Origin of the sequence: Rhodoflexus caldus, assembly GCF_021206925.1 — a bacterium.
In the GTDB taxonomy this organism is placed as follows: domain Bacteria; phylum Bacteroidota; class Bacteroidia; order Cytophagales; family Thermoflexibacteraceae; genus Rhodoflexus; species Rhodoflexus caldus.
Genome location: NZ_JAJPRF010000016.1, coordinates 37823 through 63311 on the forward strand (window position 1 = coordinate 37823; position 25489 = coordinate 63311).

The 25489-nt window shown below is 46.6% G+C and carries 26 protein-coding genes; 9 read left to right on the forward strand and 17 right to left on the reverse strand.

From position 1 onward, the window contains the following. Positions 1-27 precede the first annotated feature (27 nt). Positions 28-828, forward strand: a complete 801-nt coding sequence (gene proC, locus NDK19_RS14265) for a pyrroline-5-carboxylate reductase (protein WP_250632578.1) — start codon at positions 28-30, stop codon at positions 826-828. Positions 829-1149: 321 nt separating this feature from the next. Here proC and NDK19_RS14270 read toward each other — a convergent pair whose 3' ends face one another. Then, on the reverse strand, positions 1150-2415 hold the full coding sequence (locus tag NDK19_RS14270; protein WP_250632579.1) for a M24 family metallopeptidase: 1266 nt from the start codon (positions 2413-2415) through the stop codon (positions 1150-1152). A gap of 82 nt (positions 2416-2497) precedes the next feature. Here NDK19_RS14270 and NDK19_RS14275 point away from each other — a divergent pair, with 82 nt between their 5' ends. Next, positions 2498-3190: a YjjG family noncanonical pyrimidine nucleotidase gene (locus NDK19_RS14275; RefSeq protein ID WP_250632580.1), complete on the forward strand. Its 693-nt coding sequence runs from the start codon at positions 2498-2500 to the stop codon at positions 3188-3190. Between the two features lie 249 nt (positions 3191-3439). Here the strand turns inward: NDK19_RS14275 and NDK19_RS14280 are convergent, their stop codons facing one another. Beyond that, positions 3440-3619, reverse strand: coding sequence for a hypothetical protein (locus tag NDK19_RS14280; protein ID WP_250632581.1), 180 nt, complete (start codon positions 3617-3619; stop codon positions 3440-3442). A 189-nt stretch (positions 3620-3808) separates the two neighbouring features. Between NDK19_RS14280 and tamL the strand changes: the two genes are divergently transcribed. Beyond that, positions 3809-6220, forward strand: coding sequence for a translocation and assembly module lipoprotein TamL (tamL, locus tag NDK19_RS14285; protein ID WP_449619095.1), 2412 nt, complete (start codon positions 3809-3811; stop codon positions 6218-6220). A gap of 179 nt (positions 6221-6399) precedes the next feature. On the opposite strand, the gene NDK19_RS14290 is transcribed toward tamL, so the two are convergent. After that, entirely contained in the window at positions 6400-7695 is a 1296-nt protein-coding gene (locus NDK19_RS14290; protein WP_250632583.1) for a Gfo/Idh/MocA family protein, read from the reverse strand. A gap of 110 nt (positions 7696-7805) precedes the next feature. On the opposite strand from NDK19_RS14290, the gene NDK19_RS14295 reads away from it, so the two are divergent. Together NDK19_RS14295 and NDK19_RS14300 are read left to right on the forward strand one after the other, a co-directional pair. After that, a complete protein-coding gene (locus tag NDK19_RS14295) occupies positions 7806-8708 on the forward strand; it encodes a universal stress protein (protein ID WP_250632584.1) in 903 nt (300 codons plus the stop codon). A 109-nt stretch (positions 8709-8817) separates the two neighbouring features. After that, positions 8818-9459: a Crp/Fnr family transcriptional regulator gene (locus tag NDK19_RS14300; RefSeq protein ID WP_250632585.1), complete on the forward strand. Its 642-nt coding sequence runs from the start codon at positions 8818-8820 to the stop codon at positions 9457-9459. Positions 9460-9617: 158 nt separating this feature from the next. Here NDK19_RS14300 and NDK19_RS14305 read toward each other — a convergent pair whose 3' ends face one another. Further along, on the reverse strand, positions 9618-10412 hold the full coding sequence (locus NDK19_RS14305; protein WP_250632586.1) for a hypothetical protein: 795 nt from the start codon (positions 10410-10412) through the stop codon (positions 9618-9620). Between the two features lie 95 nt (positions 10413-10507). Here NDK19_RS14305 and NDK19_RS14310 point away from each other — a divergent pair, with 95 nt between their 5' ends. Beyond that, complete coding sequence (locus NDK19_RS14310; protein ID WP_250632587.1) at positions 10508-11410, forward strand: histone deacetylase family protein; 903 nt, start codon at positions 10508-10510, stop codon at positions 11408-11410. On the opposite strand, the gene NDK19_RS14315 is transcribed toward NDK19_RS14310, so the two are convergent. Continuing rightward, on the reverse strand, positions 11411-13471 hold the full coding sequence (locus NDK19_RS14315) for a SpoIIE family protein phosphatase (RefSeq protein WP_250632588.1): 2061 nt from the start codon (positions 13469-13471) through the stop codon (positions 11411-11413). 148 nt (positions 13472-13619) lie between these two features. Continuing rightward, complete coding sequence (locus tag NDK19_RS14320) at positions 13620-14870, reverse strand: MFS transporter (protein WP_250632589.1); 1251 nt, start codon at positions 14868-14870, stop codon at positions 13620-13622. Between the two features lie 82 nt (positions 14871-14952). On the opposite strand from NDK19_RS14320, the gene NDK19_RS14325 reads away from it, so the two are divergent. After that, complete coding sequence (locus NDK19_RS14325) at positions 14953-15279, forward strand: HesB/IscA family protein (RefSeq protein WP_250632590.1); 327 nt, start codon at positions 14953-14955, stop codon at positions 15277-15279. Positions 15280-15370: 91 nt separating this feature from the next. Here NDK19_RS14325 and NDK19_RS14330 read toward each other — a convergent pair whose 3' ends face one another. From NDK19_RS14330 to NDK19_RS14375, 10 genes are all read right to left on the reverse strand, one after another. Next, positions 15371-15583 (reverse strand): YgaP family membrane protein, encoded by a 213-nt coding sequence (locus NDK19_RS14330; RefSeq protein ID WP_250632591.1) that lies wholly within the window; start codon positions 15581-15583, stop codon positions 15371-15373. Between the two features lie 74 nt (positions 15584-15657). Beyond that, positions 15658-16197: an inorganic diphosphatase gene (locus NDK19_RS14335; protein ID WP_250632592.1), complete on the reverse strand. Its 540-nt coding sequence runs from the start codon at positions 16195-16197 to the stop codon at positions 15658-15660. 35 nt (positions 16198-16232) lie between these two features. Then, positions 16233-17498: a voltage-gated chloride channel family protein gene (locus NDK19_RS14340; protein WP_250632593.1), complete on the reverse strand. Its 1266-nt coding sequence runs from the start codon at positions 17496-17498 to the stop codon at positions 16233-16235. Positions 17499-17572: 74 nt separating this feature from the next. Next, positions 17573-18526: an L-threonylcarbamoyladenylate synthase gene (locus tag NDK19_RS14345; protein ID WP_250632594.1), complete on the reverse strand. Its 954-nt coding sequence runs from the start codon at positions 18524-18526 to the stop codon at positions 17573-17575. Positions 18527-18616: 90 nt separating this feature from the next. Then, positions 18617-19384, reverse strand: coding sequence for a type II restriction enzyme (locus NDK19_RS14350; protein WP_250632621.1), 768 nt, complete (start codon positions 19382-19384; stop codon positions 18617-18619). Continuing rightward, positions 19353-20246, reverse strand: coding sequence for a Dam family site-specific DNA-(adenine-N6)-methyltransferase (locus NDK19_RS14355; RefSeq protein ID WP_250632595.1), 894 nt, complete (start codon positions 20244-20246; stop codon positions 19353-19355). Before NDK19_RS14355 ends, NDK19_RS14350 begins: the two co-directional genes overlap by 32 nt. Positions 20247-20337: 91 nt before the next feature. Continuing rightward, a complete protein-coding gene (locus NDK19_RS14360; RefSeq protein WP_250632596.1) occupies positions 20338-21150 on the reverse strand; it encodes a crotonase/enoyl-CoA hydratase family protein in 813 nt (270 codons plus the stop codon). A gap of 52 nt (positions 21151-21202) precedes the next feature. Further along, positions 21203-21853 carry a ribulose-phosphate 3-epimerase gene (gene rpe / locus NDK19_RS14365; protein WP_250632597.1) on the reverse strand — a complete coding sequence of 217 codons (651 nt, stop codon included), beginning with the start codon at positions 21851-21853 and terminating at the stop codon, positions 21203-21205. 11 nt (positions 21854-21864) lie between these two features. Further along, positions 21865-22422, reverse strand: coding sequence for a CvpA family protein (locus tag NDK19_RS14370; protein WP_250632598.1), 558 nt, complete (start codon positions 22420-22422; stop codon positions 21865-21867). 23 nt (positions 22423-22445) lie between these two features. Beyond that, positions 22446-22895, reverse strand: coding sequence for a GatB/YqeY domain-containing protein (locus NDK19_RS14375; RefSeq protein ID WP_250632599.1), 450 nt, complete (start codon positions 22893-22895; stop codon positions 22446-22448). A 179-nt stretch (positions 22896-23074) separates the two neighbouring features. On the opposite strand from NDK19_RS14375, the gene NDK19_RS14380 reads away from it, so the two are divergent. After that, a complete protein-coding gene (locus NDK19_RS14380) occupies positions 23075-23791 on the forward strand; it encodes a pyridoxine 5'-phosphate synthase (protein WP_250632600.1) in 717 nt (238 codons plus the stop codon). A 15-nt stretch (positions 23792-23806) separates the two neighbouring features. Next, complete coding sequence (locus NDK19_RS14385; protein ID WP_250632601.1) at positions 23807-24103, forward strand: putative quinol monooxygenase; 297 nt, start codon at positions 23807-23809, stop codon at positions 24101-24103. A gap of 88 nt (positions 24104-24191) precedes the next feature. Here the strand turns inward: NDK19_RS14385 and NDK19_RS14390 are convergent, their stop codons facing one another. Further along, a complete protein-coding gene (locus tag NDK19_RS14390) occupies positions 24192-25466 on the reverse strand; it encodes a sterol desaturase family protein (protein ID WP_250632602.1) in 1275 nt (424 codons plus the stop codon). Positions 25467-25489: the final 23 nt, after the last annotated feature.

Genomic DNA, 25489 nt, shown 5'->3' on the forward strand with positions numbered 1-25489 from the left:
TTTGGTTGTTCGAACGATTGCATTTCTATGAAAATACTCATCGCAGGCGGCGGCAATATGGGTAAAACCTATGCGGATGCCTTTATAGCCAACCACGCCATCTCACAGGACGACCTGTATATTTTGGAACATTACCCCGAAAAAGTAACCTTTTTTAAATCATTGGGCTTTGAAAATGTATTTTTTGAAGTTGGCGACTACGTAGGCGAAATGGATGTGATTATTCTGGCAATTAAACCTCAGGATACAAAAGCCCTGTTTCCAAGGCTGGCGCCGTTGGTAAAGCCACACCAAATTATTCTTTCCATTATGGCAGGAGTCAAAATGCAAAGCATTGCGGAAGCAATACCCACGCCTAAAATTGTACGTGCCATGCCCAATTTGCCCGCCCAGATAGGTATGGGTATGACGGGCTTTACTTCTACCGATGCCGTTACCAAAGAAGAAGTCTTCAATATCCAAAACCTGTTAAATACAACCGGTAAAACGCTGTATTTTGACGATGAAAATAAGTTGGATGCTGTTACGGCCATTTCGGGTAGCGGCCCTGCCTATGTTTTCTATTTCATGGATGCCATGATTGCAACCGCTATGGAGATGGGTTTCACGCAAGTTCAGGCCGAAATGATGGTGGAGCAGACTTTTATGGGCGCTGTACACCTGCTCAATACCTACAACCTTAGTTGCAGCGATTGGATAGGCAAGGTAGCCTCTCGCGGAGGCACAACCGAAGCCGCTTTGCACCAGTTTCACGCACACGACCTGCACAACCTGATAGGTGACGGCCTGCGCGCAGCTTGGCAGCGTGCCATTGAGCTGGGCAGGTAAATACAACCCCTCGGCATTGTGCTGCATTCAGATTAGAGATTCCGCGTGAATCAGATAATAAACGCTCGGAAAAGTTCTGTTTGATTCAAGACTGCGCACATGTCCGTAGCAGTCATAGCCATTGGAACCGATATATACAAGCGTAGGTAGCTTGCAAAATACCTTGTGTAAGTTATTGAAAAACAACTATTTAAACCTGACAGGTTTTGAAAACCTGTCAGGTTTGAGTATGAGGGGCAGCCAATGCACATTGAGCATGAACTTCGCCTGTTCCTGCTATCAAGTTGGCAGCAAATAGTTCGCGTGTTACTTCGGATAGGCTCACAGGACAAAGGGCTTGTCCAACGACGGGCTCGGCTCGCTGAAATATTTCGGCCCTGAGGCGGTCATATAGAAACAGTCTTCCAAACGAACCCCAAACTCCCCGACAATGTAAATACCCGGCTCATTGCTGAAGCACATGCCCTCTTGCAAGGGTGTTTTGTTGCCTCTCACCAAATTTGTCCACTCGTGGCCGTCCATACCGATGCCGTGTCCGGTGCGGTGGCTGAAATATTTGTAGTCGGGGCCAAAGCCGGCCTTTGTAATAACAGCACGTGCAGCAGCATCCACAACCTCGCAGGGCGCACCTAATTTGGCAGCTTCAAAGGCAGCGGTTTGTGCTTCTTTTTCTACGTTCCACACCTCCAACTGTCGGGCAGAGGGCTTGCCGAATACGATGGTTCGGCTGATGTCGGACTTATAGCCTTCTACCGTACAGCCGCCGTCGGCCAGAATAATATCGCCCTCCTTCAATTTCTGCGGCTTGCTGCTGCCATGCGGAAAAGCGGAGGCTTCGGCAAAGTTGGCACCGATAGAGCCGGGAATACCCAAGGCACGATGGGCAGCGGCCGCCAAACGGCTGAAATCGGCTTGTGTCATGCCTTCGTAGAGTGAATCAAAAACGGCTTTGTAGGCAGCGATGGTGATGTCGTTGGCCTTTTGCATCAAGGCAAGCTCGGCAGGTGATTTAAACATGCGGCAACCTGCCGTTACAGGGTCGGCCAAAACAAATTTCAGGCGCGGCAATTCCTGACGGATACCTTCAAAGAGGAAAAAACGGGTGCGTTCTTCTATGCCGACCGTGCTGTTGGGTGTTCCACGGTCTTTCAGGATGCCGGCTACTACCTTGTAAGGGCTTTCATGTTCTTCCCATGTGCGAATTTCTTTACCAAACTTGACTAATTCGCCGACCTTCCCTTCTTCAAATTTAGGACAGATGTAAACAATTTCACCTTTGGCAGGGATAACAGCGGCCACCATGCGCTCAGAAGTAAAGAAGTCAAAATCAAGAAAATAGCGCATGGTAGTGCCCGGCTCCAAGAATACGGCATCTATTTTATTCGCCTGCATCAGGCTTTGCGCTTTGGCGATTCGCGCCTGCCGTTCTTCGCGGCTGATGGGTACAATGCCGTCGGTCATGGGTTTCAAGGCACGGATGGCAGCCGGCAATTCATCGTTTTGCGGACGGGCAAATGACCATTGTGGCAGCGCCAGCGCAGGGGTCAGCGCCGCCAGATTGAGAAACGAACGTCGTTTGAGTGTCATCGTGGTATCAGGATATTTACAATAGCTTAACCGCAATGTACTAAATCTGCCGTATCTTTGAGAAGTTACAACTTTCGCTTTAATGGCTGCTTACACGCATCTTTTCTTTGACTTAGACCATACGCTGTGGGACTTTGAGCGCAACTCTAACGAAACACTTGCCGATTTGTACGAAACCTACCGATTGCAGCAGTGGGGCAACTTTTCCGTTGCCGACTTTCTTAACGCATTCAGTGAAGTTAATCGGCAGTTGTGGGATTTGTACAACCACAACAAAATAGACCAGCAAACCCTTCGCGCCCAGCGCTTTATCCGCATTTGGGAGCGACTCGGGGCAGCGGGCACTCCCCCACCCCAATTAGGCGAAGACTATCTGGCCATCTGCCCGACCAAGCCGCACCTGCTGCCACATGCCCGCGAAACACTGGATTATTTAGCCAACCGATATCGCCTGCACATCATTACCAACGGTTTTGACGATATTCAGCAAACCAAAATCCGCAGTGCAGGCATTGCGCACTACTTTGAGGCTTTGGTTACTTCCCAAAATTCGGGGCACAAGAAACCGCATCGGGCAATTTTTGATTATGCGCTCGCTCAAACAGGCGCAGGCACGCACGATTCGGCCATGATTGGCGATAATTTGGAAACAGACATTGGCGGTGCAAAGGTGCTGGGGCTGGATACCATCTTCTACAATCCCGAACGAATCGCCCACGAAACGGAGGTTACGCTGGAAATTCACTGCCTAAGCGAATTGCAGCGGCATTTATAGCCGAATAGAAATGTCTTCTGTCAAGAAAAAGTTGCTTTGAAAAAATATTGTGCAAACATACAAAAGCAGAAGGTTTTGTGAAGTTTTTTCGCGTAAATTACTAAAAAAACAAACATTTAAACCTAACAGTTGTCCAAAACCTGTAAGGTTTGCGTATAATTTGCTTAGCGGCTCAAATTGGTTGTAAATTTCATGGAAAGCAGATGGAACTGCACGCGCAACCCCACCTGCTTTTCCGATGTAGAGCAATTAATTAGACGTGAGCCAAATAGCAAGTAACGCACCTGCAATTTTACCTATCCACGAATAAATAGCATTTTCAGGAGCGTTAGGGTCGCTTCCGATTTTACCGAACAAGGCGAATAAAATGCCGCCGATAAGAAATTCTCCTGCGAAATAGCCGATGATGGCTGCAATGAAGGTTAGCATTGTCTTATTGTAAGTTGGTTTACGTGGTTTAATTCCCTCAATTCCTCAAACGTTCCCCGATTTTTTGAAAAAAATCAGTTGCCATTGTACAAGCGGTAAACAGATTATCAATTCATACTGCCAAATATTGGACAGATAAAAAATCTAAATTGGTACTTTTGTCTGCCGAATGAATTACCCATGTGCAACATGATTCGCCGCTGCTTATTGCTTATAATTATTTGTTCTACCGTGATGAGTTGTACGGGTGTGCGCTACTTGCAGGAAGGAGAGCAATTGCTATACACGCAAATTATCAAAGGCAATCGGCAGGTTGCCACCGATGAACTGGAAGCCTTTTACAGGCAGCGCCCCAATCGCAAACTGTTGCTCTTTGCTTTTTCGCCCTATGTAATTGCCTATTATGAAGGCAAAAAGCCCTACGAGCGCAAACTGCCCGAAAAGCAGGCGGAGTTGGCAAAACGGGAAAGCTATTACGAGCAACTTTTACAGGATACGACATTGGATTTCAGGCAAGAGCGGAAAATTTTGGCCAAACGTGATAAGGAATTAGGCAAACTTCGCCGTTGGATAGACGAAGGCAACTGGCTCATGCGCTCCGTTGGCGAAAAGCCCGTCATTTTTGATTCTGCACTGATGTACCGCACTGCCCAACAAATGCAATTGGCCATCCGGCAGCGCGGTTTTTTTGCCGCACAGGTAAAGCCATCATACCACATCAAAAAACGTTTGGCAACCGTTACCTATCAGGTAACAGAGGGAGCCGCGCATACGATTAACCGCATTTTTTACAGCAGCAGCGACTCTGTATTGCTTAAAATTGTTCGTCAGGATACGCTCAACAGCCTGCTGCGAAGCAATATGCGCTACGACGAGGGGGTATTCGCACAGGAACGCGACCGCATTACCCGCCACCTGCGCAACAACGGCTACTATGAGTTTACCCGCGACTTCATTTTTTTTGACGTAGATACCCTAATCGGCAAGCCGCGCCGTGCCGATTTGCGCGTTACCATAGAGACCATTGATGAAAAAAACCCGCATCGGCAGTTTGCAATTGGTCAGGTTGAAATCATTACAGACGTAAACACGGAAAGCGAGCGGCCTGCGCGTGATACGCTGAATTACAAAGGCTTGCGCATCGTTTCTTTCAATACGGAGCGTTATTCCCCCAAACTATTAGAAGACCGCATTCGGTTGAAACCTTTTCAGTTAAGCAGCCAGGCCAATGCAGAAGAAACCCAGCGGGCATTGGCAGGGCTGGATATGTTCAAGTTTGTCAATATTGCACAAGACACAAGCGGCGGCATACTGAACCCTCGCATTTTTGTAAGCCCCCTGCCCATCAATGAGGTCAGTTTGGAAGGAGGCTTGAACGTAGCACAAGCACTACCCGGCCCGTTTTTCAGTGCTTCGTGGCGCAACCGCAATATTTTCCACGGTTGCGAAATCATCGAGTTTCGGGCGCGGGGCTCTTTGGAAGCGCAAGGCAGCGCCGCAGAGGTGCAAAATACCTACAACTCGCAAGAACTCAGCCTGAACGCAAGTATCAGTTTCCCCAAATTGATTTTTCCCATCAGTTTGGACAAAAAACGCGCTTTGAACATTTTTTCTCCAAAAACAAAGCTCACTACGGGCTATACCTTTATCAGAAGGCCGGAGTATGACCGCTTGAATTTCCAGTCCACCTTCAACTACGAATGGACAAACCTGCGCGACAAACAGTTTACACTGACCCCCTTAGACCTGACCATTGTCAATACACCGCGCTATCAAGACGCTTTTATTGAGTACCTGTTGCAATTGGCAGCCGGGGGCAACACCTTATTGCGCAGTTTCAGCAGGCTTCTTGTGTCAAGTATTTCGGCCAATTTTGTTTATTCCGACACCAAAAGACAGGATGCCGTTTATGTCAGGCTATTTGGAGAGTCGGGAGGCACTACGCTTAACTTTTTGAGCGACAAATTTTTGCGGAGCAGCAGCACCATTTTCGGGCTGGAATATTTTCGGTTTTTTAAGCTCAATGCCGAAGGCCGCTACTACTTGCCCCTGAGCAAAGAAACTACGCTTGCCATGCGTGCCAATCTGGGAGTTGCGAACCCTTACGGCAAAACCGAAGATGCACGCAGCACGGTATTGCCCTACGAAAAATACTTTTTCACGGGTGGCAGCAACAGCATACGTGCTTGGCGACCGCGCCGCCTCGGGCCGGGCAGCTATACCCCACCTTTCAATGAAAACACCGGCCTTTTTGACCTCCGTTTTGAACAACCCGGCGAGCTTTTGCTGGAAATGAACATGGAACTGCGCACCAAACTGTTCAGTTTTGTCAATGGCGCATTGTTTATTGATGCAGGCAATGTGTGGATGCTCACGCCCGATTCGCGCCCCGGCTCCGACTTCAAACTGAACCGATTTGTACAGGAGATAGCCGTTGGAACAGGGGCAGGTTTGCGCATGGATTTTTCCATCGTGATTTTGCGTTTTGACATAGGCCTGCGCGTTTGGGACCCCGCCTTCCCGCTGCAACAGCGCTTCGTATTAGGCCGCGAAGCCTTCCGAAACCCTACCTTTAACGTGGGCATCGGCTATCCGTTCTGATGCTTGGGGACATAAAAACTGCACCTGTCGGAGGTTTTCTCCAACAGGCACATGCTAAAAAATCCGACATAAAATGCCGCAATGATAAGTGAGCGAGCAGTTTTTTAAAGCGTACTCCGCAATTGAGCCTTTGCGAAAGCTGCGGTAAAAAGTTAAGCTCTCATGTGATTACTGACTCATTACAGCAGTTTGGTAATGCCCGGTACCGCCATAGGGGCAGGCAGGGTTTGCCCCCATTGCAAATTGTCGGGTACTAACACTTCTTTTGATGCCCACGCCTCTTCCCATGTAATGGTTTGGCCGGTGTAGGCCACCATCCGCCCGATGAGTGCCAGCATGGTGCTTTGCGTCATCCATTCGCCGTCGTTGATGGGTTGCCCTTTGCGAATGGAAGCAAAAAGTTCATCATGCTCGGTTTGGTACATGTCATTTTTATCGCCACGATATTCCCAAGGCTGCCCTTCATGCGGTGTGATAATGTGTTTACTCTTCATACAGTCAATCAGCGCATGGCCTTTGGTTCCTGAAACCTCAACCAGATAGCTGTTGGAACATCCCGACTGCTTGCGGCTGTAATGATAACCTTTTACACCGTTTTCGTACTCATACACAATGGCGAAATGGTCAAAAATATTGCCTAATTCTTTGCCTGTATTAACCTGCCGTCCGCCTGTTCCGAATACCCGAACGGGTGGTTTATCGCCCAGCGCCCAACTCATCATATCAAGGCTGTGAACGGCCTGTTCGGCAATGGAATCACCTGAAAGCCAAGTATAATGCGGCCAGTTGCGCAATACAAACTCCGCATCGCTCCACTCGTTCTTGCGGTCTTTTTGCCATGCCGGGCCTGTATTGTAAGTGTTCAGAATAGAGGTTACTTTACCGATTTCGCCGTTCACGATTTTTGAGAAAATGGCACGTTTAGGGAAATCGTAGCGCCAGCAAAATCCTGAAACGACTGCCAATTTTTTTTCACGTGCTTTGCGGGCAGCATCCAATACTCGCTTTAACCCCGGCACATCTACCGCCATCGGTTTTTCGGTGAAAATATGTTTGCCTGCCGCCACAGCCTCCTCCATGTGCTGCGGGCGAAAAGCAGGCGGAGAGGCTAAAATAACCACGTCCACACCTGAATTGAGCAGTTTACGGTAGGCATCTAACCCTACAAAGCGTTGTGTTTTAGGTACTTGTACTTTATCACCGTGCTTGGCCGCAAGATTTTTGTAAGACTCTTCCAAATGGTCTGCAAAAATATCTGCCATAGCTACCAGCACCGTGTTTTTATCTGCTTTAAGGGCTTGGCTTGCAGCGCCGGTTCCGCGTCCGCCACAACCTACCAACCCTACACGCAGGGTATCGCTGTTGGGGCTAAATCCTTGAACTGTCCAAGGAATAGTCGCCGCACCTACCGTCAGCAGACCTGCCGACTTTAAAAAATCCCTTCTGGATTCATCAAACATTGCATTGTCCATCATATTTACCGGATTGATTTTCCGAAATTTAGCAAAATGATGACGAAAGTCATTAAATTGATGCAGATTGTATGTTTATCTTTGGTTTCACAAACATTCTTCTACCGATAGCCATGAATATCCTGCAAACAAATACCAACGCGTCTGCCGCTAATGCCACTCAGGAACGCACGCAAATAATTGTCCCCATTGATTTCTCCGAAAACTCATTGGCCGCATTGGATTATGCCGTAGCCATTGCCGCCAAAGTCGGTGCCGAAATCACCTTGTATCATGGTTTTTATGTAATGACAGAGGTGCAGTTTGCCACCATAGACCCGAGCTATCTGAACATGCAGATAGACAATCAGGAGCTTTACTGGAATGAGCGTTTGGAAGGATTAAAAGAAAAACTCAGCGATAAAAAATATGCTGACGGCACGCCTGTTTCGGTAAAAGTATTGGTCAAAATGGGCTTAGTGGCCGATGATGTCGGTGAAATGGTGCGTCGCGGCGAATATCAGTTGGTAGTTATGGGCACAAAAGGTGCAAGCGGTTTAGAGCGAATAGTACTGGGTTCTATTGCCGGAGCAGTAGCCGACCAAGTAACCTGCCCTATTCTGATTGTGCCGCAAAAAGCAGTTTACAACGGCTTGCGCAACGTTGTGTATGCTACTGATTTTGACCGCACCGACACAGCAGTAATAGACGGCCTTTTGGAGTTTTGTCAATTGTTTGACGGCAAACTTACTTGCCTGCACATCACTACCGACAGCAGCCGTGCCGAATCGGACAAGTTGCTGTTAGACACTTTGAAAGATACTTATTGGCACGTATCGACAGCCAATATAGGTTTTGTATTGCAAACAGCAGACACCGCCACCAGTGGTATTCGCCGCTATATCCACGACAATCCGACCGATATGTTGGTACTGCTTAACCAGCAGCGCAGTTTTATTGAGCGCATTTTTGACCCAAGTGTCAGCAAGGAGTTTGCTTTTACGTCCGATATTCCGCTGTTGATTCTAAAAAAATAAGCATAATTTTTTTCGTGATTTTGTATATTTGAAACAACAAACTTCAAAGTGCAAAATCATGAAATCAGCAGTTCCTGTTTGCCGTAATTGCAAAAGTAGAGGGCAATCATTGTTCAGTTTTTGCCAAATAACTGAAACTGAACAGATTAACTCTACTAAATCTACTCAAACTTTCCGTAAAGGAGACCATATTTTCCTTGAAAACGGCGTACCGGCCGCGCTTTATTGTATCAACAGCGGTACAGTAAAAATCAGCAAATTAAGTTCCAACGGGAAAGAGCAAATCATGCGCATAGCACAGGAAGGTAATTTCTTGGGGTATCGTTCGCTGATACTGAAAAGCCGCTATACCTATTCGGCTGTTGCCTTAGAAGAGTGCAGGGTTTGCGTGATTCCCAAAGCAGATTTCTTTGCTTTGCTGCGAAACAATAACGATTTCTATCAGGCACTGATGGAGATGATATGCAGAGAGGCAGATGAAGCAGAAGCCAAATTGAGTGATTTAGCGCACAAACCTGTACGCAGCCGCATTGCCGAAGCCTTGTTGCTACTGGCCAACTCCTCCACCGATGAGGAACACGCCATCTCTTTAACCAGAGAAGACTTGGCGAGTTTTGTTGGTACAGTAAAAGAAACGGCGATTCGTGTTATTTCAGAGTTGCGCGATGCCAATATTATCAGCATTGATAAGCGAAAGATTCGCATTCTCAATCCGCAAATGCTGATACACATCAGCAACGTGTATGATTAAAAAGTAAGCAAATTTTTACATTCTTTTTAATGCGGATAATACGGGTTACGCAGATGCATTCGCATTGTATGCTATAATTGTCGTTCATCCGTGTTATCCGCCAAAATCCTCACACTCACGCGATACACGTTTAATCATCCAACTGTTTAACAATGTGTTTACCAGTCGGGTTTGCTGCGGTCGGTGCGGCGGCTTGGCTGTCGTTGCATTTGTTGCAGGTACTGCACTTCATTGTTGCGAATAGCATCCAGCATGGCCTTTGCCTGTTCTTCCGTCATTTTAATCTGTTCTAACTTTTTGCTGCGCAATTTGCTGTTGCTACTCTTGTCTTCCATTTTTCCTTGCTCAGAGCTTTGCTCATCCTGCTCGCCGCTTTGTGCATTTTCTTTGCTTTGCTGCCCTCTCTGCTGCTGTTGTTGCTTATCGGCATTTTGCTGCTGTTGCTGCTGATTTTTATTTTGTTGCGATTGGTCAGCGTTGTTCTGTTCGCTTTGCCCTTGTTGCTGTTGTTTTTTTATCAGCAAAGCGTACACAACTTCATAATTATAGCGCGCAGCCTGATTGCCGGGCGAGGCGCGCAAACTGTTGCGCAGGTATTTAAGCGCATCTTCCAATTGCCCGCTTTGTGCTTTTATGACGGCTGCTTGTTGGTAAGCCACAGTCTGAACGGCTTTATCGCCTGTTTTTGCGGCTTGCTCATACTGTATCAATGCCATAGACATTTCGCCGGCATTGAAATAAGCATGTGCCAGATTCAACAATACAGCAGGTTCTTTTACTTGATACGTATCTGTCAATTGCTTATACTTGTTGATGGCTACATTCCAAAATTTGTTGCGAAAAGCAGCTTCTGCCTCGCGTTTCAACTGATTGATGGCGGCAATATCGCCTATGTCGGCAAATGCGGTTGTCGTTATCAGTAAGAGTAAGCCCAACAAAAGCCTTCTTATCATATCCGTGTGATTAGATAATGCGAATGTACTAAATTTTAAGGGAGTAGCTTTGTGCATGCGGCAAACATTATGCCGCTACAAACAGATATTGAGGTATGTTAAAAATCGCATGGTCGTCCGTTTATCATCACCCGCTGCCGGAGGGACACCGCTTCCCGATGGAGAAATACACACTGTTGCCCGAACAACTTTTATACGAAGGAACTGCCAATCATGATAATTTTTTTGCCCCGTCGCCTGCCTGCGAAGCGGATATTTTGGCAAGCCACGATGCGGAATGGTGGCAAAAACTGAAAACACAGCAACTTTCGGCAAGTGAAGTGCGCCGAACCGGTTTCCCGCTATCGGAAAGTTTGGTACAGCGCGAAGTAGTCATTTTGCAGGGAACTATTCAGGCGGCACTTTTTGCCTTGCAATATGGCATTGCCATGAATATTGCCGGGGGCACACACCATGCTTTTACTAATCGCGGCGAAGGTTTTTGCCTGCTGAACGATGTGGCCGTAGGGGCACATTACCTGCTCAACCGACAGTTGGCAAAGCGTATTCTAATGGTGGATTTGGACGTGCATCAGGGCAATGGCACCGCACAGATTTTTGCAGGCGACGACCGCGTGTTTACTTTCAGTATGCACGGGGAAAAAAATTATCCGCTGCAAAAAGAACAATCCGACCTTGATATTGGCCTGCCTGATGGGACAGACGACAGTTTATATCTGAAAACTTTGTACGAGACGCTGCCCCGCCTGATAGATACCGTACAACCGGACTTCATTTTTTACATTGCCGGCGCAGATATTTTGGCAACCGATAAGTTGGGCAAACTTGCCGTAAGTCGGCAAGGCTGCAAGGAGCGCGACCGATTTGTGCTGCAAACTTGTAAAGACAATCGCATACCCGTAGCCGTAAGTATGGGGGGCGGCTATTCGCCACGAATTGCCGACATCATTGAGGCGCACAGCAATACTTACAGGCTGGCACAGGAAATTTTCTTTTAGTTAGAAGCGAATGCCGATAATGGTAATATCATCGGTTTGCGTTTCGTCGCCACGCCACATTTCGTGTGTTTCCAACAAAATGCTTTCCTGACGGCAAGTGTCGGCGCGGGATATATCTTTTAGCAACTGACGCAGGAATTTTTTACCGAATTTCACGGGAGGCTGTCCTCCATCGGCATTGCCGAACTGGTCTGTGTAACCATCGGTGCAGAGGTACAACATATCACCACGCATACAGTGCCATATGTGATTGTTCACTGTACGAATGGCTTTGGTATTAATAATGCCACCTACCGAGAACTTATCGCCTTTAATTTCATACAATGTATCGTTGCGCAACATGTATGCAGACTGATGTGCGCCGGCAATTATCAATTCTTTGGTGTGCTGATTATAAACAAAAATGGAAATATCCATACCGTCTTGACGGTTGGAGGAAAGCTCGTTCTGTTTCAGCACCTTAATCACCCCCAAATCCATTTTTTTGATGATTTGGGCAGGGTCTAAAAGGCGCTCCATCACAACCACCTGATACAGCAGGTTACTGCCAATTACAGACATAAGCGCCCCCGGCACACCGTGTCCGGTACAATCAACAACAGCCATGATGGCAATAGGATCGCCTTGGTCGTTTACCATTTGGCGGAACCAGTAAAAGTCGCCGCTGACAATATCCTTGGGCTTGTATAATATAAATGACTGATTAAAACAGCGCGCAATAGCCTCTTTTTCAGGCAGTAACGCTGCTTGGATGCGCTGTGCGTAGTTGATGCTTGATGTAATGTTCTTATTTTTCAGCTTAATCTCGGCAAGCGCCTTTTCTATCTCGCTTTTTTGCTGCGCGATTTTCTCGTTTTGGCTTTGGATTTCCTCAGTTTTCTGCTGAACTTCTTCGTATTTGTAAATAAGTTGTGTGTTCAGTTCTTTCTGTTCCTTAATTTTTTTGTCCAACTGCTGCGACATATTGCGGAAACTACGGGCGAGCTCCCCAATTTCATCGTGCCGTCTGAACATTCTTCCGTCGGATACAATTTCATTCCATTCGCCTTCTGCCATTTCTTCGGCAGCCTGATTGAGGGAAATAATGGGTTGTGCAAAATATCTTCCCACACCAATGGCAATGATGGTACCTATGCCGCAAATAATCAATGCAATGCGTGCGTAGCGGTCGCCCAAAAACAAAATTGGCTTGAAAATAACTTCCTTAGATGCTTTGGCAATAATAATCCATCCGCTGCCTGCATAGTCCAGATATCCTTTTTGTGTATCCAACACAAAGATTTCTTTCTCCATATTCACAAATCGGTTTTGCTGGCCGAATGTGGGAGATTCAATGATTTTTTTGATGTATTTGATATCCGGATAGCGTTTGGTAAGGGCTGCAAATTTGTTTTTATTGGAAAATAAGATGTAGCCGTCGTTATCTACCAATACAATTTCCAAATTCCTGCGCAATTCATCTTGCCTGCCCGGCCCGCTGATGATTTGGTTGAACAGTTCATGTAACTTGTTCATAGACACTCGCGCTACGAGTACGCCCACATACTGCCCTTTTTCATCGCGGATTTTTTTGGCAAAATGTATAACAGGAATTTGCAAGGATTCGGATTTGGAAACCTCCATGACAAATTCTTTGTATTCCAACTCCGGCCAGTATTTAGAGTAACTGTGCTTCTTGCCTACATTTTCTATGCGGGTATCAGCTATGTAATTGCGCAGTGTATCAAAATAGGTGAGGCTTTGGTACAGCGGAAAAGCGATAATGAGTTCATCTAAGCGGCGTTGGATGAGTGCCGTGCGCTCCCGTTGTTTGAGTGCATTGGTAGTAATCGGAGCGATAAAAGCAGGGTCTTGTGCTATTGAGAAGAGGTCTTTTCTTCTTTCATACAAGAATCTATCAATTCCCGTAATGGTAAGCGCTGTTTCTTTCAGTAATGATTCCTTAATATCCGATTCCGTTGCCTGACGGGCTTCAGTATAGGCAAAGTAGAATGCCGGCATACTGCCAAGCAAAACCATTGCTACACAAAGCACCACCATTTTGAACGAAATGCTCCTCATCGGAAATCATAGTAAGAGTTGAAACATCGCCATTGGGTTAAAATCCGTAAAAGTAGCGGATTTTTGTATCTAAACCTATTAACCAATTAACATGCTAAAAGCAAAAATATTGTAGTTTGACCGCTAAGTAACGCAAAAATAAGTATAACTACTCATATTTGACTACTTGCAGCGAAGGAAGTAGTATCCGAAGCAGCAGCCATGCGCTGATAAAAACAAACCCCGCACCACCGAAAATCAGTGCATAGTTGCCCGTGGTTTCCAGTACGTAGCCTATCAGCGAAGAAAACAACGTACCGCCGATTGCCCCGCTCATGCCTGCCAGCCCCGACATAGAGGCTACGGCATTTTTGGGGTACAGGTCGGTAACAATTGTGAAAATATTGGCAGACCAGCCCTGATAAGCAGCGGCAGCCAGCGCAACCAGTGCTACCGCTCCGGCAGCGGATGGCATTTGCGCAGCCAAGGCAACAGGCATGGCTAACAATGCACACACAAGCAAGGTGTTGCGGCGGGCAAAATCAAGCGAACGCCCCCGTTTCAACCAAAACGACGACAGCCAACCGCCCGATATGCTGCCTACATCGGCTACCAAAAAAAGCACAATAAGCGGTAAACCAAGTGCCTGCAACTGCAATCCGTATTGGGCATACAAAAATTTAGGCACCCAAAACAGGAAAAACCACCAAACGGGGTCGGTGATGAAACGCATCAGGCAAAGCGCCCAGGTCTGACGGAACGCCAGCAACTGCCCCCACCGAACGGGTGCAGCAGCCGCTTGGTTGCCCGATTGGATGTACGCAAGTTCGCCCTGACTTAAAACAGGGTGCAACTCGGGTTTGGTGTACATCTGCCACCAAAAAATCAGCCATATAAAACCGACAGCACCCGTAATGATGAATGCCCATTGCCAGCCGTATTGTGTAGCAATAAAAGGCACGGTCAGCGGCGCAAGGATAGCCCCAATGTTTGAACCCGAATTGAAAATGCCCGTTGCCAATGCCCGTTCTTTTTGGGGAAACCACTCGGAAACCGTTTTCAGGCAGGCGGGGAAGTTGGCAGCCTCACCGATGCCCAGCACAAAACGTGCCAAGGCAAAACCCGCTACGCTGCGCGCCAAAGCGTGCCCGATGCCCGCCAAACTCCACACCACAATGGCAACGGCAAAACCGATGCGCGTGCCGAATCGGTCTAAAAAGTAGCCCGTAGATGCCATCCCGATTGCATAGGCAATCTGAAACGCCATCACAATGCGGCTGTAATCTATCTCGTTCCAGCCGATTTCGGTTTGCAGCACGGGGGCTAAAATGCCGATAACTTGACGGTCGATATAGTTAATGGTGGTGGCAAAAAACAACAGTGCCAGAATGCGCCAGCGATAATTCCCAATTTCAGCCATAGAGACGAACTATTTGCATAATTTTGCTGTTACCACAATTAACTGAATGGTTTCAACAGCAAAAAAATCCATCCTGTTTTTTATGATAAGCGTTACCGAAAAAGCCAAAAATAAAATAACCGAACTGCGTTCGCAAGAAGGCAAAACCGATAATCACAATATCCGCGTTGCGGTGAAAGGCGGCGGATGCTCGGGGCTGATGTACGACCTTGTATTTGACGACACCACCCAACCCAACGACCAAATTTTTGAGGATAAAGGCATCAAAATTATGGTAGATAAGAAAAGTCTGTTGTATTTGGCAGGCACTACGCTCGATTTTTCCGACGGTTTAAACGGCAAAGGCTTCCAATTTATCAATCCGAATGCTTCGCGCACCTGCGGATGCGGTGAAAGTTTTGCGGTTTAAGCCAAACAATACGTCAAAATAAAACAGCCGTCTCCTGTTCGGGGCGGCTGTTTTTGTTTACGGCAGTAAAATATAGCTGTTGATATCAATTTCAATTGCCTTGCTTATGAGGGCAGGTGTTAATCCCCAAAGGTGCATAAAGCGGGCAAAAACTTACTACGCTTGTCAGCACAAATACGCCCGCCACCACAAGCAATACAATGCCTATTGTGCCCGTGATAATTTGCATGTAGTACAACACGCCAATAACAACCGCTATCAACACCCTGATGATGCGGTCAATAGTTCCCATGTTCTTTTTCATATTTTGGCTTGCATTTGAAGACAAATTACGAAAAATCGGGCAACTGTTGTGTAACTTTTGTTACACAACAGCCATTATTTCACAAATACTTTTTTGTACAGTTCAATGCTTTCGGCAATGATTTGCTCTGCCATTTCGCGATTCAAAAAGTCTTCTACCACTACGGTCTTGTTTTCCAACTTTTTGTAATCCTCAAAAAAGTTGCGCATTTCGGAAATATAGTATTTGGGCAGCGATGTAATATCTTCCACGTGGTTTACGCTCGGGTCGCCTGCCGCTACGGCAATGATTTTATCATCAGCCTCGCCGTTGTCTAACATGCGCATCACCCCAATGGGTTTTGCCTCCACAATGCACAAGGGAACGATTGTGATTTGTGAAAAAATCAGGATGTCTAATGGGTCTTTGTCGTCGCAATAGGTTTGCGGAATGAAGCCGTAGTTGGCAGGGTAGTAAACTGACGAATACAATACGCGGTCTAACTTAATCAAGCCGCTTTCTTTGTCCAACTCGTATTTGGCGCGTGTTCCTTTGGGAATTTCTATGATGCCGTTCACTAATTTGGGGCTGTTTTCGCCCGGATGAACGTGATGCCAAGGATTGAATGAGTTCATGCTGTATAAAAAATTTAAAAGGGCGCAAAGTTAGGCTATAATTCCCCGATTCGGCGTGTTTTTTTGCGAAGAAATACCTGATGCTTGGTGCTGCCAACAATTTGCGAACCGTAAATGCCTGTATGTCCCGAAAAAAGATAGGCTACCACACAGGCAAGAGCAATGAAAACGCCGCTTTCCGCACCGAACAACTCAATCCCCATCAGCGTGCAGGCAATCGGGGTGTTGGTAGCCCCTGCAAATACGCCCACAAAGCCCATGCCCGCCAGCAAAGCAACAGGCAGCGGAATGAGCTGGCTAAGTGCATTGCCCAAGGTTGCGCCTATGAAAAACAGAGGCGTTACCTCACCGCCTTTGAAGCCTGCGCCAAGTGTAAAAGTAGTTGTCAGCGTTTTGACAAGAAAATCGTAAAACGGTAAATCTTCGCTGAATGCGGCTACTATGGTCGGCACGCCCAAGCCAATGTATTTGGTCGTTCCTGAAGCCCACACCGAAAGGGCAATCACTGCCCCGCCGACAACGGGACGAAGCGGCGCATATTGTATGTGATTTTTAAACAGGTTTTGCCAAAAATGCGCCATTTTGGAAAACAACAACGCCGCCAGCCCGAAACAAATACCCGCGGGAATAGTCCACAAAAAGTTTTGCGGATTCATCGGTGGCACGGTCGGGATGGCATAATGCGTATGCGCCACCTGCCAGGCATGGCAAGTGTAATCGGCAATGACGGCGGCAAAAAAAGCGGGCAAAATAGCCTCGTAGCGCATCCTGCCCAAAATCAGGACTTCCAGCGCAAAAACGGCACCCGCCAGCGGCGTACCGAAAACCGATGCAAACCCCGCACTGATACCCATGACCAAAAACATGCGGCGGTCGCGCTGTTTGAGCCTGAAAAAGTGCGTGAATTGGTCGGCGATGGCAGCACCCATTTGCACCGCTGTTCCTTCGCGCCCTGCAGAGCCACCAAAAAAGTGCGTGGCAACCGTACCGAACAACACTAAGGGCGCCATTTTGAAAGGAATCACGCGGCGCGGCTGATGAAACTCGTCAATAATCTGATTGTTGCCGCCTGCCACTTCCTGCCCGTAGCGATGATACAACCAACCGATAACAAACCCACCAAGCGGCAAAAAAGCGATAATCCACAGATGGCTTTCCCGAAAGTGCGTTGCCCAATCCAAGGCAACCAGAAAAAATGCCGAAGCCGACCCCGCCAAAATACCCACTAACAGCGCAAAAAACAGCCATTTGAAAGTGTCCGTCAGCAGCGGGATTTGTTCTATTTTATTGGTTTTCAACATGTTATTTTAAAAATTATCGTTGTAGGGACAGGGCATGCCCGTTGCACGTCGCTTGTCCCTACTTGCAAACCCCATCACCGCACCGCCGCGGCGCGTCGCAAGCGGTCGTTGATGGCTCTTCCCAAGCTCTCTTCGGGCAGCAGTTCGGCAAATATAACACGAATCGGCAAACTGTCTAAGTAGCGCAAGGCAGCAAAAAGTCTTTGCGCTGCCTCAGCATAGTCGCCTGTTGAAGACAGTACAACCTGATGATTTTCAGGTATTTGCAAAAATTTTTTCTTAAATGACAAAATGCCTGTTGTTTTCGGGTCGGCTTGTGCAACCAGTTCGTCCAAATTGCCCAAAACCAACGGAATGCGCGGCGCATAGTGGCTTTTGAGCATACCCGGGGCGGCAGGTTGCGAAGAGGAATGTTGCATCACGCGCACCTTGCCGATGACTGCCTCAACAGCTTCCACCGAAAGCCCCCCTTTGCGATAAATAACCGCTTTCTCGCCCTCAAAACCCACAATGGTAGATTCCAGCCCTACGCGGCAAGCCCCGCCGTCCAAAATGTAAGGAATTTTATCACCCAATTGGTCGGCGACGTGCTGCGCAGTGGTCGGGCTGATGTAGCCGAAGGGATTGGCACTCGGCGCTGCCAGCGGAAAGGATAATTTTTTCAACAGTTCCAGCGTGAGCGGATGGTTCGGTACGCGCAGCGCCACACGCGGCAACCCGCTTGTACAAAGGTCGGGGATGATGTCCCGTTTGGGCAGCAGTAGCGTCAGCGGTCCGGGCATGAATTGCGCTGCCAATTGTTGCGCCTTTTCGGGAAAGTCCGTTGCATATCGGCTGATGTGGCTCACCTCGGCAATGTGTACAATGAGCGGGTCAAATTGCGGACGATTTTTTACTTCAAAAATGGTGGCAAGTGCCTTTTCGGAAAGAGCATTGCCTGCCAGCCCGTAAACGGTTTCCGTCGGTATGGCGACCACCTCGCCCGCCTGCAAGTGCGCCGCGGCTGTTTCTATGGAAGTTCCAATCATCGGGGAGTTTGCGGATTTTATATATGCGAACGGGTAGGATTGTTTTGTAATCACAAAGCAGCTGAAAATTAATTTTCAGAAAAACATTTGTTATTTATCCTGTATCTCAAACTTGGCGCTTTTGAGCAGTTGAATGCTGTTATAGTCACGCTTATCGGAAAATCCGAATTCCCAAAGAGAATATTCGTTTTTTCTTTTGGCGAAAAAAAGCACGTTTACTTTCTTTTTGGTATAAGTTTGCCACTGGCGAAACGGATAATACAATTGCCTGATTATCGTATTATTTGCCTCGGCGTTTTTGGCTTCTATCAAAACAACTTGATTTTTGCCTTCATAGCCTGCATCTACTTCTGTTTGTACGCTTTCTGCCGTAATAAGTTGTCTGTATTTCCCTGCGTAAAATTCAAACTTAGGTGTGTATTTTCTGCCGCGAATAGTTAAAACCAAACTCTCATCTTCCAAGAAACTGCGTATCAGACTTGAAGCATAAGCAAAATCCAAATGTTGCATTTCAGAGTTTCCGATTTGCGAAGTTTCCAATTGAAAATCAAGTTTAGACTTGTAAATTTTCGTCGGTGTATCAATTTCGGGAATATCTACATATCCTTCGCCTTGCAAAATAGCGTAAACCCCGTTTTTAACAGGCAAAATGAACAAATTGTTATCCGTAAATACCTGAGGTCTGCTTTCTTTTGTATCCTGCTTACATAATACGCGAACTTCTCTTTCGGTTGTAGTTGTAAAGTGTGCTGTTGCCTTTTTAATTTGTTCTGCCGTCAAAATAAAAAGACTTTTTGAAAAATCGTGTTGCAAAATACGATAAGCATCAAAAATTGATTGCCAAGGTTTGTGGTTCATACGGATAATTGGTAATAATTAATTCGTTGATTTTTCCTCGTTTATCACCGTTACAGTTTACGGCTCTGCTTGCGGAAACCCTGAAAATATTATATCCTGAAAAGGCTTTTTCAAAAAAATCATCTTCGGGATTTTCATTTTTGGGGTCTGAATTGGAAAGCATCAATTTTGCGCCTTTTTCTCGGTCTAACTTTTGAAAAAATCGGGCTAATTGTAACTGTTCTTTATCGGTAAATTCCGTGCCTGTGTACGTTGTAAAACTTGCCGTTTGGCTAATAGGTCTGTACGGCGGGTCAAAGTAAACAAAAGTATTTTCATTTACTTTTTCAAAACAATCGGAATAATCTGCTTGTCTGATTTCAGCATTTTGCAATACTTTTGAAACCGCCAAAATATTCGGTTCATCAAAAATTGTTGCAGTTTTATATTTTCCGTAAGGCACATTAAATTCACCTTTTGAGTTCAGGCGAAAAAGTCCATTGAAACATGTTTTATTTAAAAAGATAAATTGGGCAGCTCGCGGAATCCAATTATCAGAAATTTTTTTATAGTTAATTTCAAATCGTTGTGAATTAAAATGTTTGCGTACCGCTAAAAATAAATCGTTTCGCTTTTCCAGTTCGGTTTGGTCATAATCTTTTTGGTATTGTTCCAAAAAATCAAGTAAATCATGCGGGCGCTGCTGAATGACTTGGTAAGTTAAAATTAAATCTTTGTTGAGGTCGGAAAGGTAAGCATTTTGAATTTTGTAGCGTTGTGCAATTAAAAAGAACACGGCGCCGCCACCCAGAAAAGGCTCAACATAATTTTTGATAATACCTTTTCTAAGTTCGTTAGGATAGTAATTTTCAAACTGTTCCAACAGTTGATTTTTACCGCCTACCCATTTAACGAACGGTCTTGCTTTTATCATTTGGAATGTTCAGATTTCGGCAATATTTTCTTTTATTACACTACTCAAACAACGGCTTTCTTTTTTGCATTTGTGCCGTCATAGCTTCCTGTAAATCAGCGGATAGCAGCATGGCGGCGTTCCATGTGGCGATGTAGTTCAGTGCGTCGGCGGTGCTGTGGTCGCGGGTGTAGCGCAGCATTTCCTTCGTGCCGCGAATGCTCAACGGCGACTTGGCGGCAATCTGTCGGGCAATTTCGCGCACGCCTGCCAGCATTTCCTCTTCCGAAGCAAAACAGCGGTTGGCAAAACCGTTGGCAGCTGCCTCTGCCCCCGACATGTTTCTGCCCATATAGGCAAGTTCGGCAACAATGCCCGGTGCAATCAGTTTGGGCATTCGTTGCAGTGTTCCCAAGTCTGCCACCATGCCCATGTCTATTTCGCGGATGCAAAACGCAGTTGATTCGGTGCAATAACGCATGTCGGCAGCGCAGGCAATATCCACACCGCCGCCGATGCAACCGCCGTGGATGGCAGCCAGCACGGGCTTTTCGCATTGCTCAACGGCATTTACACATGCCTGTAAATCAAGCACTAAGCGGCGCAACTGTTCGCGGCGGCGACCTTCGTCGGTGCTTACGCCCTGCATTTGTTGCTGAATGCCGCCCAGCAAACTAATGTCAATACCCGAACAAAAATGCTTACCTTCACCGCGCAGGATGACCGCACGCACATCGTTGCGCTGAGAAAGTTCGGTAAAAATGGTGCGCATTTCGTCCCAAGCTGTGCGGTCAAGTGCATTGGCTTTGTCGGGGCGGCTAATCACCACTTCGGCGATATAATCGGCAATATGTAAATGAAAACGTGTGTACATGGCAGTGAGAATTGGACTTCGGATTTGGGATTTTATGATTCCGAAATTTAAATTATTCAATATTTTTCAAGTCGGCGATGGTTTGCAGCGGGTCGGGTGAGCTGAATACGAAATTGCCTGCCACCAGCACATCCGCGCCTGCCGCCACCAACAACGGCGCGTTTTGGCTGTTTACGCCGCCATCTACTTCTATATGCAACTTAGGATTGAGCGCATCTGCCATTTGGCGCAGTTGCTGCACCTTGCGATAGCTGTTTTCAATGAATTTTTGCCCGCCAAAACCCGGGTTGACCGACATGAGGCAAACCAAATCAATATCCGGCAAAATGTCGCCCAACAAATGAACGGAAGTATGCGGATTGATGGCAACGCCAGCCTTGCAACCCAACTCTTTAATTTGCCCGATGGTGCGGTGCAAATGCGTACAGGCTTCGTAATGCACCGTCAGCACGGCAGCGCCTGCATCGCGGAAGGCTTCCAAGTAGCGTTCGGGTTGAACAATCATCAGGTGCACATCCATCGGCTTTTCCGCATGGCGTTTGATGGCATGGCAAACGGGCAGACCAAAAGACAAATTCGGCACAAAAACGCCGTCCATGATGTCTATATGCAACCAATCGGCGCGGCTACTGTTGAGCATTTCCACATCGCGTTGCAAGTTGGCAAAATCGGCAGAAAGTACTGAGGGGGCAATTAAAGGCATATGAGCGATATTTAGCGCAGCAAATATCGGATATTTTGCACCAATTCGGCTACCGAAGGCGCAAGCGCTCTGCCAATGTCGAGCATGTAATTGAACAGTCCGTTCAAATAAGGGTAGGTAACGGTGTTATTTATCAATTCGTTGCGGCTGGTAATACCCGCACTCACCACCAACTCCAAACCGATACTGAGACCGAGCGCGTATTTAATAACACCGAAAATCAGACCGACAAAACTGTCAAACCCTTCAAAAATTTCAAGGTCTAACTTGTTTTTGACTGTTTTGTCGAACCAACTGACCCCGAGTGCAATCAGCACATATAACAAGACAAAAGTAATAAATGCACCAGCCTTAGGCGGGGCAAATCCGATGCGGTCTGCACTGAGTTGAAAAGTTGCAGAAATACTCCAGAATACGAGAAACAGCAGCAGAATAAACGTAAACAACGACAGTAACTCCACAAAAAAACCTTTCTGAAAGCCCTTGTAGCCACCCCAGCCCACAATAAACAGCACGACAATATCGAGCACTGAAAATCGTTCGGCAAGCAGGCTGGCAAGTAAAAGCATGGCTTTCAGAGGTTTCCGATGAATTAACTGAGTAGTTCTTTCACTGTTGCGGCAATGTCTTTACCGTCTGCCTGTCCGCTCAACTCTTTGTTTGCCACACCCATCACTTTGCCCATATCTTTGGCAGAGGCAGCACCCACGCGCTGAATAATTTCCTGTAAACGGGCTTTCAATTCGTCGGGAGATAATTTTTTCGGCAAATATTCTTCAATAACGGCAAGCTCGCCCAATTCAACGGCTTGCAGGTCGGTTCTGCCTTGTTGCCCGTAGATTTCGGCGGAATCTTTGCGCTGCTTGGCGGCTTTTACCAACAGTTTCAGCTCCTCTTCGGGTGTAAGTTCGCCGCTTCGGCCTTCTGCGGTTTCTGCCAATAAAATTAACGACTTAATGGCACGCAGCGCGCGCAGTTTGTCTTTATCCTGCGCCTTCATGGCGTTTTTAATATCTTCTTCTATGCGTTTTTTCAGACTCATAATCAAAAAACTTGCTTAATCTGCGCAACAAAGTTAAACAGATGCATCAAAAGGGTGTAATCATCGCCTAAATTTGTGCTGCAAGGTAATATCTCAAAAAGACAACTTGCTTACGGTGCAAGTTCAAGTTTTAATTGAACCTTTGCATGGCAAATATAACAAAATCAATCAGAAAAGCAATGACACGACTGAGTGTAAATATCAATAAGGTAGCTACTTTGCGCAATGCGCGCGGCGGCAATAACCCCAATGTACTGCAAGTTGCTTTAGACTGCGAACGCTTTGGCGCTCAGGGCATTACAGTGCACCCGCGCCCCGATGAGCGACACATTCGCTATCAGGATGTGTTAGACCTGAAACCCGTGCTGACCACGGAATTTAACATAGAGGGCAACCCCAAAGACCGCTATATGGATTTGGTATTGCAGGTGAAGCCGCATCAGGCAACGCTTGTGCCCGATGCAGAAAATGTGCTTACTTCTAATGCAGGTTGGAATACGGTTGAATATCAGGCATATCTGACCGATATCATCAGCGAGCTGAAAAAGCACGGTATCCGTACCTCTATTTTTGTTGACCCTGTGGAAGCCATGATTGAGGGAGCAGCCAAAACCGGTACCGACCGCATCGAGCTTTACACGGAGCAATATGCAAAGCAGTTTCATGGCAACCCCGCAGAAGCAGTTGCGCCTTATGTTCGCTGTGCCAAACTTGCCAAAGAATTGGGCTTGGGAGTAAATGCCGGACACGACCTTGATTTGCACAACCTTCGCTATTTGCAGCAGCAGATTCCGTTCTTAGATGAAGTTTCCATCGGCCATGCGCTGATTTGCGATGCGATTTACTATGGTCTGGAAAATACAATACGCCTTTACAGAAGACAATTGGAAAACTAATTTAACATCATTGCTATGCTTATCCGCATTGTACGCATGACTTTTCAGCCTGATAAAACAACCGACTTTTTGGCAATTTTTGAAGCCTCTAAACATAAAATCCGTCACTTTGACGGTTGCCGCTATTTGGCGCTGCTGCAAGATGCACAAAACCCTGCGATTTACACCACTTACAGCCTCTGGGAAAGCCCCGACCATTTGGAAAAGTACCGACAGTCGGAATTATTCCAAAACACATGGGCGGCAACAAAAGCCTTATTTGCAGACAAACCGTTGGCATTCAGTCATTTTCAGGCTCAGGAAATAGCATAGAACAATATTTGCAACGGTTTTGAGCACAAAAAAATAGCCTGCGATTAATTACAGGCTATTTTTTTGTAAAAATTTTCACTATATTTTATCAGACTGTTGCGATTTTTTCAGATGTTTCGCGCTTGAAGTCTATAGCTACAAACCATGCCGTAACGGCCAGCGAAAGAACAAAATAAGCAATGATGAGGTATTTTCCGAGAGGAAATACATTGCTCATGTTGAACCAGTCCCCCGTAATAAGAATTACCCCCACGCCATAAGCAACTTTTATTGCCTCCCAAACAAGCGCATACGGATTTTTATCCATCAATTCCGTATAGGCATAAATGCTTAAAAACACAAAGCCGCCGTAATAGAAAAGCATCGGCATACCAATGGTTGCCAAATTGCCGAACATGTAAAACACCAAAGTAGTAACGACTGCAAATTGTACCCATGCCCACGCTTTTAATGCGGCCGAGCTTTCAGGTTCGTATTTTTCGTAGTGGTAGATGTCTTCTATTTTTCGCACCGGATATTTGGCCGCCACATCAGCCGGCCGCCATCCTGTTGGCATAAACCATATGCGCACTTTGTCCCACCAACTTTCGGCACGCCATGCATCCTTTGTCAGAAGCCACAAGTGCTGAAAGTTAATTTTAATCGGATTCCATGTAGCAGAAGGGCGCGTGATGCCATACACCGCGGGAACATTGGGGAGTTCTTCCTGAAATGTGCCGAATAATTTGTCCCAGATGATAAAAATCTGCGAGTGATTTTTGTCTAAATATTCGGGGTTGATGGCATGGTGTACGCGATGGTGCGAAGGGGTTACGATGATATGTTCCAGCCATCCCATTTTGCCGATATGCTGCGTATGATACCAAAACTGAGCAAACAAATGAATAGGTGCTACAATGGCAATTACATTGGCAGGAACTCCCACAATGGCTGCCGGCAATAAAAAGAATGTAAACAAATTGACAAATGAGGAAATGCTTTGGCGCAAAGCACAGGCAAGGTTGAAATCTTCGCTGCTGTGATGAATGGCGTGTTTGTTCCAAAAGAAATTGACCTGATGCGCAATGCGGTGCACCCAATAGCCGCTGAAATCAAGGGCTACAAATGCTACAATAACTGTTAATACGGTGGATTCAATTTTGAAAACGGCCAGATGTTCCACCATCCAACTATACGTGATGATAGAAACGCTTAGGCCGAGCACATCTTTTACTACGTTGGTGATACCCGAACTTAAACTGGAAATCATGTCCATGTTGCGATAGGTATCTTTGCCTTTGTACCATCCGTACCATTTTTCCAGCAGAACAGCCAGCAGGAAAATGGGCATTGCAATCAGTAGAATTTGACCGTACAGCTCCATGATGCGTAAGCAGGTGTTTTATG

What these genes read in the sequence shown, in the direction of transcription:
- NDK19_RS14370 (WP_250632598.1), bottom strand. Translation starts at nt 22,422, where the DNA reads ATGCTTTTACTTGCCAGCCTGCTTGCCGAACGATTTTCAGTGCTCGAT.
- tamL (WP_449619095.1), top strand. Translation starts at nt 3,809, where the DNA reads ATGATTCGCCGCTGCTTATTGCTTATAATTATTTGTTCTACCGTGATG.
- NDK19_RS14390 (WP_250632602.1), bottom strand. Translation starts at nt 25,466, where the DNA reads ATGGAGCTGTACGGTCAAATTCTACTGATTGCAATGCCCATTTTCCTG.
- NDK19_RS14270 (WP_250632579.1), bottom strand. Translation starts at nt 2,415, where the DNA reads ATGACACTCAAACGACGTTCGTTTCTCAATCTGGCGGCGCTGACCCCT.
- NDK19_RS14350 (WP_250632621.1), bottom strand. Translation starts at nt 19,384, where the DNA reads ATGAACCACAAACCTTGGCAATCAATTTTTGATGCTTATCGTATTTTG.
- NDK19_RS14340 (WP_250632593.1), bottom strand. Translation starts at nt 17,498, where the DNA reads ATGTTGAAAACCAATAAAATAGAACAAATCCCGCTGCTGACGGACACT.
- NDK19_RS14375 (WP_250632599.1), bottom strand. Translation starts at nt 22,895, where the DNA reads ATGAGTCTGAAAAAACGCATAGAAGAAGATATTAAAAACGCCATGAAG.
- NDK19_RS14305 (WP_250632586.1), bottom strand. Translation starts at nt 10,412, where the DNA reads ATGATAAGAAGGCTTTTGTTGGGCTTACTCTTACTGATAACGACAACC.
- NDK19_RS14290 (WP_250632583.1), bottom strand. Translation starts at nt 7,695, where the DNA reads ATGATGGACAATGCAATGTTTGATGAATCCAGAAGGGATTTTTTAAAG.
- NDK19_RS14280 (WP_250632581.1), bottom strand. Translation starts at nt 3,619, where the DNA reads ATGCTAACCTTCATTGCAGCCATCATCGGCTATTTCGCAGGAGAATTT.
- NDK19_RS14320 (WP_250632589.1), bottom strand. Translation starts at nt 14,870, where the DNA reads ATGGCTGAAATTGGGAATTATCGCTGGCGCATTCTGGCACTGTTGTTT.
- NDK19_RS14380 (WP_250632600.1), top strand. Translation starts at nt 23,075, where the DNA reads ATGACACGACTGAGTGTAAATATCAATAAGGTAGCTACTTTGCGCAAT.
- NDK19_RS14385 (WP_250632601.1), top strand. Translation starts at nt 23,807, where the DNA reads ATGCTTATCCGCATTGTACGCATGACTTTTCAGCCTGATAAAACAACC.
- NDK19_RS14330 (WP_250632591.1), bottom strand. Translation starts at nt 15,583, where the DNA reads ATGAAAAAGAACATGGGAACTATTGACCGCATCATCAGGGTGTTGATA.
- NDK19_RS14360 (WP_250632596.1), bottom strand. Translation starts at nt 21,150, where the DNA reads ATGTACACACGTTTTCATTTACATATTGCCGATTATATCGCCGAAGTG.
- NDK19_RS14310 (WP_250632587.1), top strand. Translation starts at nt 10,508, where the DNA reads ATGTTAAAAATCGCATGGTCGTCCGTTTATCATCACCCGCTGCCGGAG.
- NDK19_RS14335 (WP_250632592.1), bottom strand. Translation starts at nt 16,197, where the DNA reads ATGAACTCATTCAATCCTTGGCATCACGTTCATCCGGGCGAAAACAGC.
- NDK19_RS14275 (WP_250632580.1), top strand. Translation starts at nt 2,498, where the DNA reads ATGGCTGCTTACACGCATCTTTTCTTTGACTTAGACCATACGCTGTGG.
- NDK19_RS14315 (WP_250632588.1), bottom strand. Translation starts at nt 13,471, where the DNA reads ATGAGGAGCATTTCGTTCAAAATGGTGGTGCTTTGTGTAGCAATGGTT.
- proC (WP_250632578.1), top strand. Translation starts at nt 28, where the DNA reads ATGAAAATACTCATCGCAGGCGGCGGCAATATGGGTAAAACCTATGCG.
- rpe (WP_250632597.1), bottom strand. Translation starts at nt 21,853, where the DNA reads ATGCCTTTAATTGCCCCCTCAGTACTTTCTGCCGATTTTGCCAACTTG.
- NDK19_RS14295 (WP_250632584.1), top strand. Translation starts at nt 7,806, where the DNA reads ATGAATATCCTGCAAACAAATACCAACGCGTCTGCCGCTAATGCCACT.
- NDK19_RS14345 (WP_250632594.1), bottom strand. Translation starts at nt 18,526, where the DNA reads ATGATTGGAACTTCCATAGAAACAGCCGCGGCGCACTTGCAGGCGGGC.
- NDK19_RS14325 (WP_250632590.1), top strand. Translation starts at nt 14,953, where the DNA reads ATGATAAGCGTTACCGAAAAAGCCAAAAATAAAATAACCGAACTGCGT.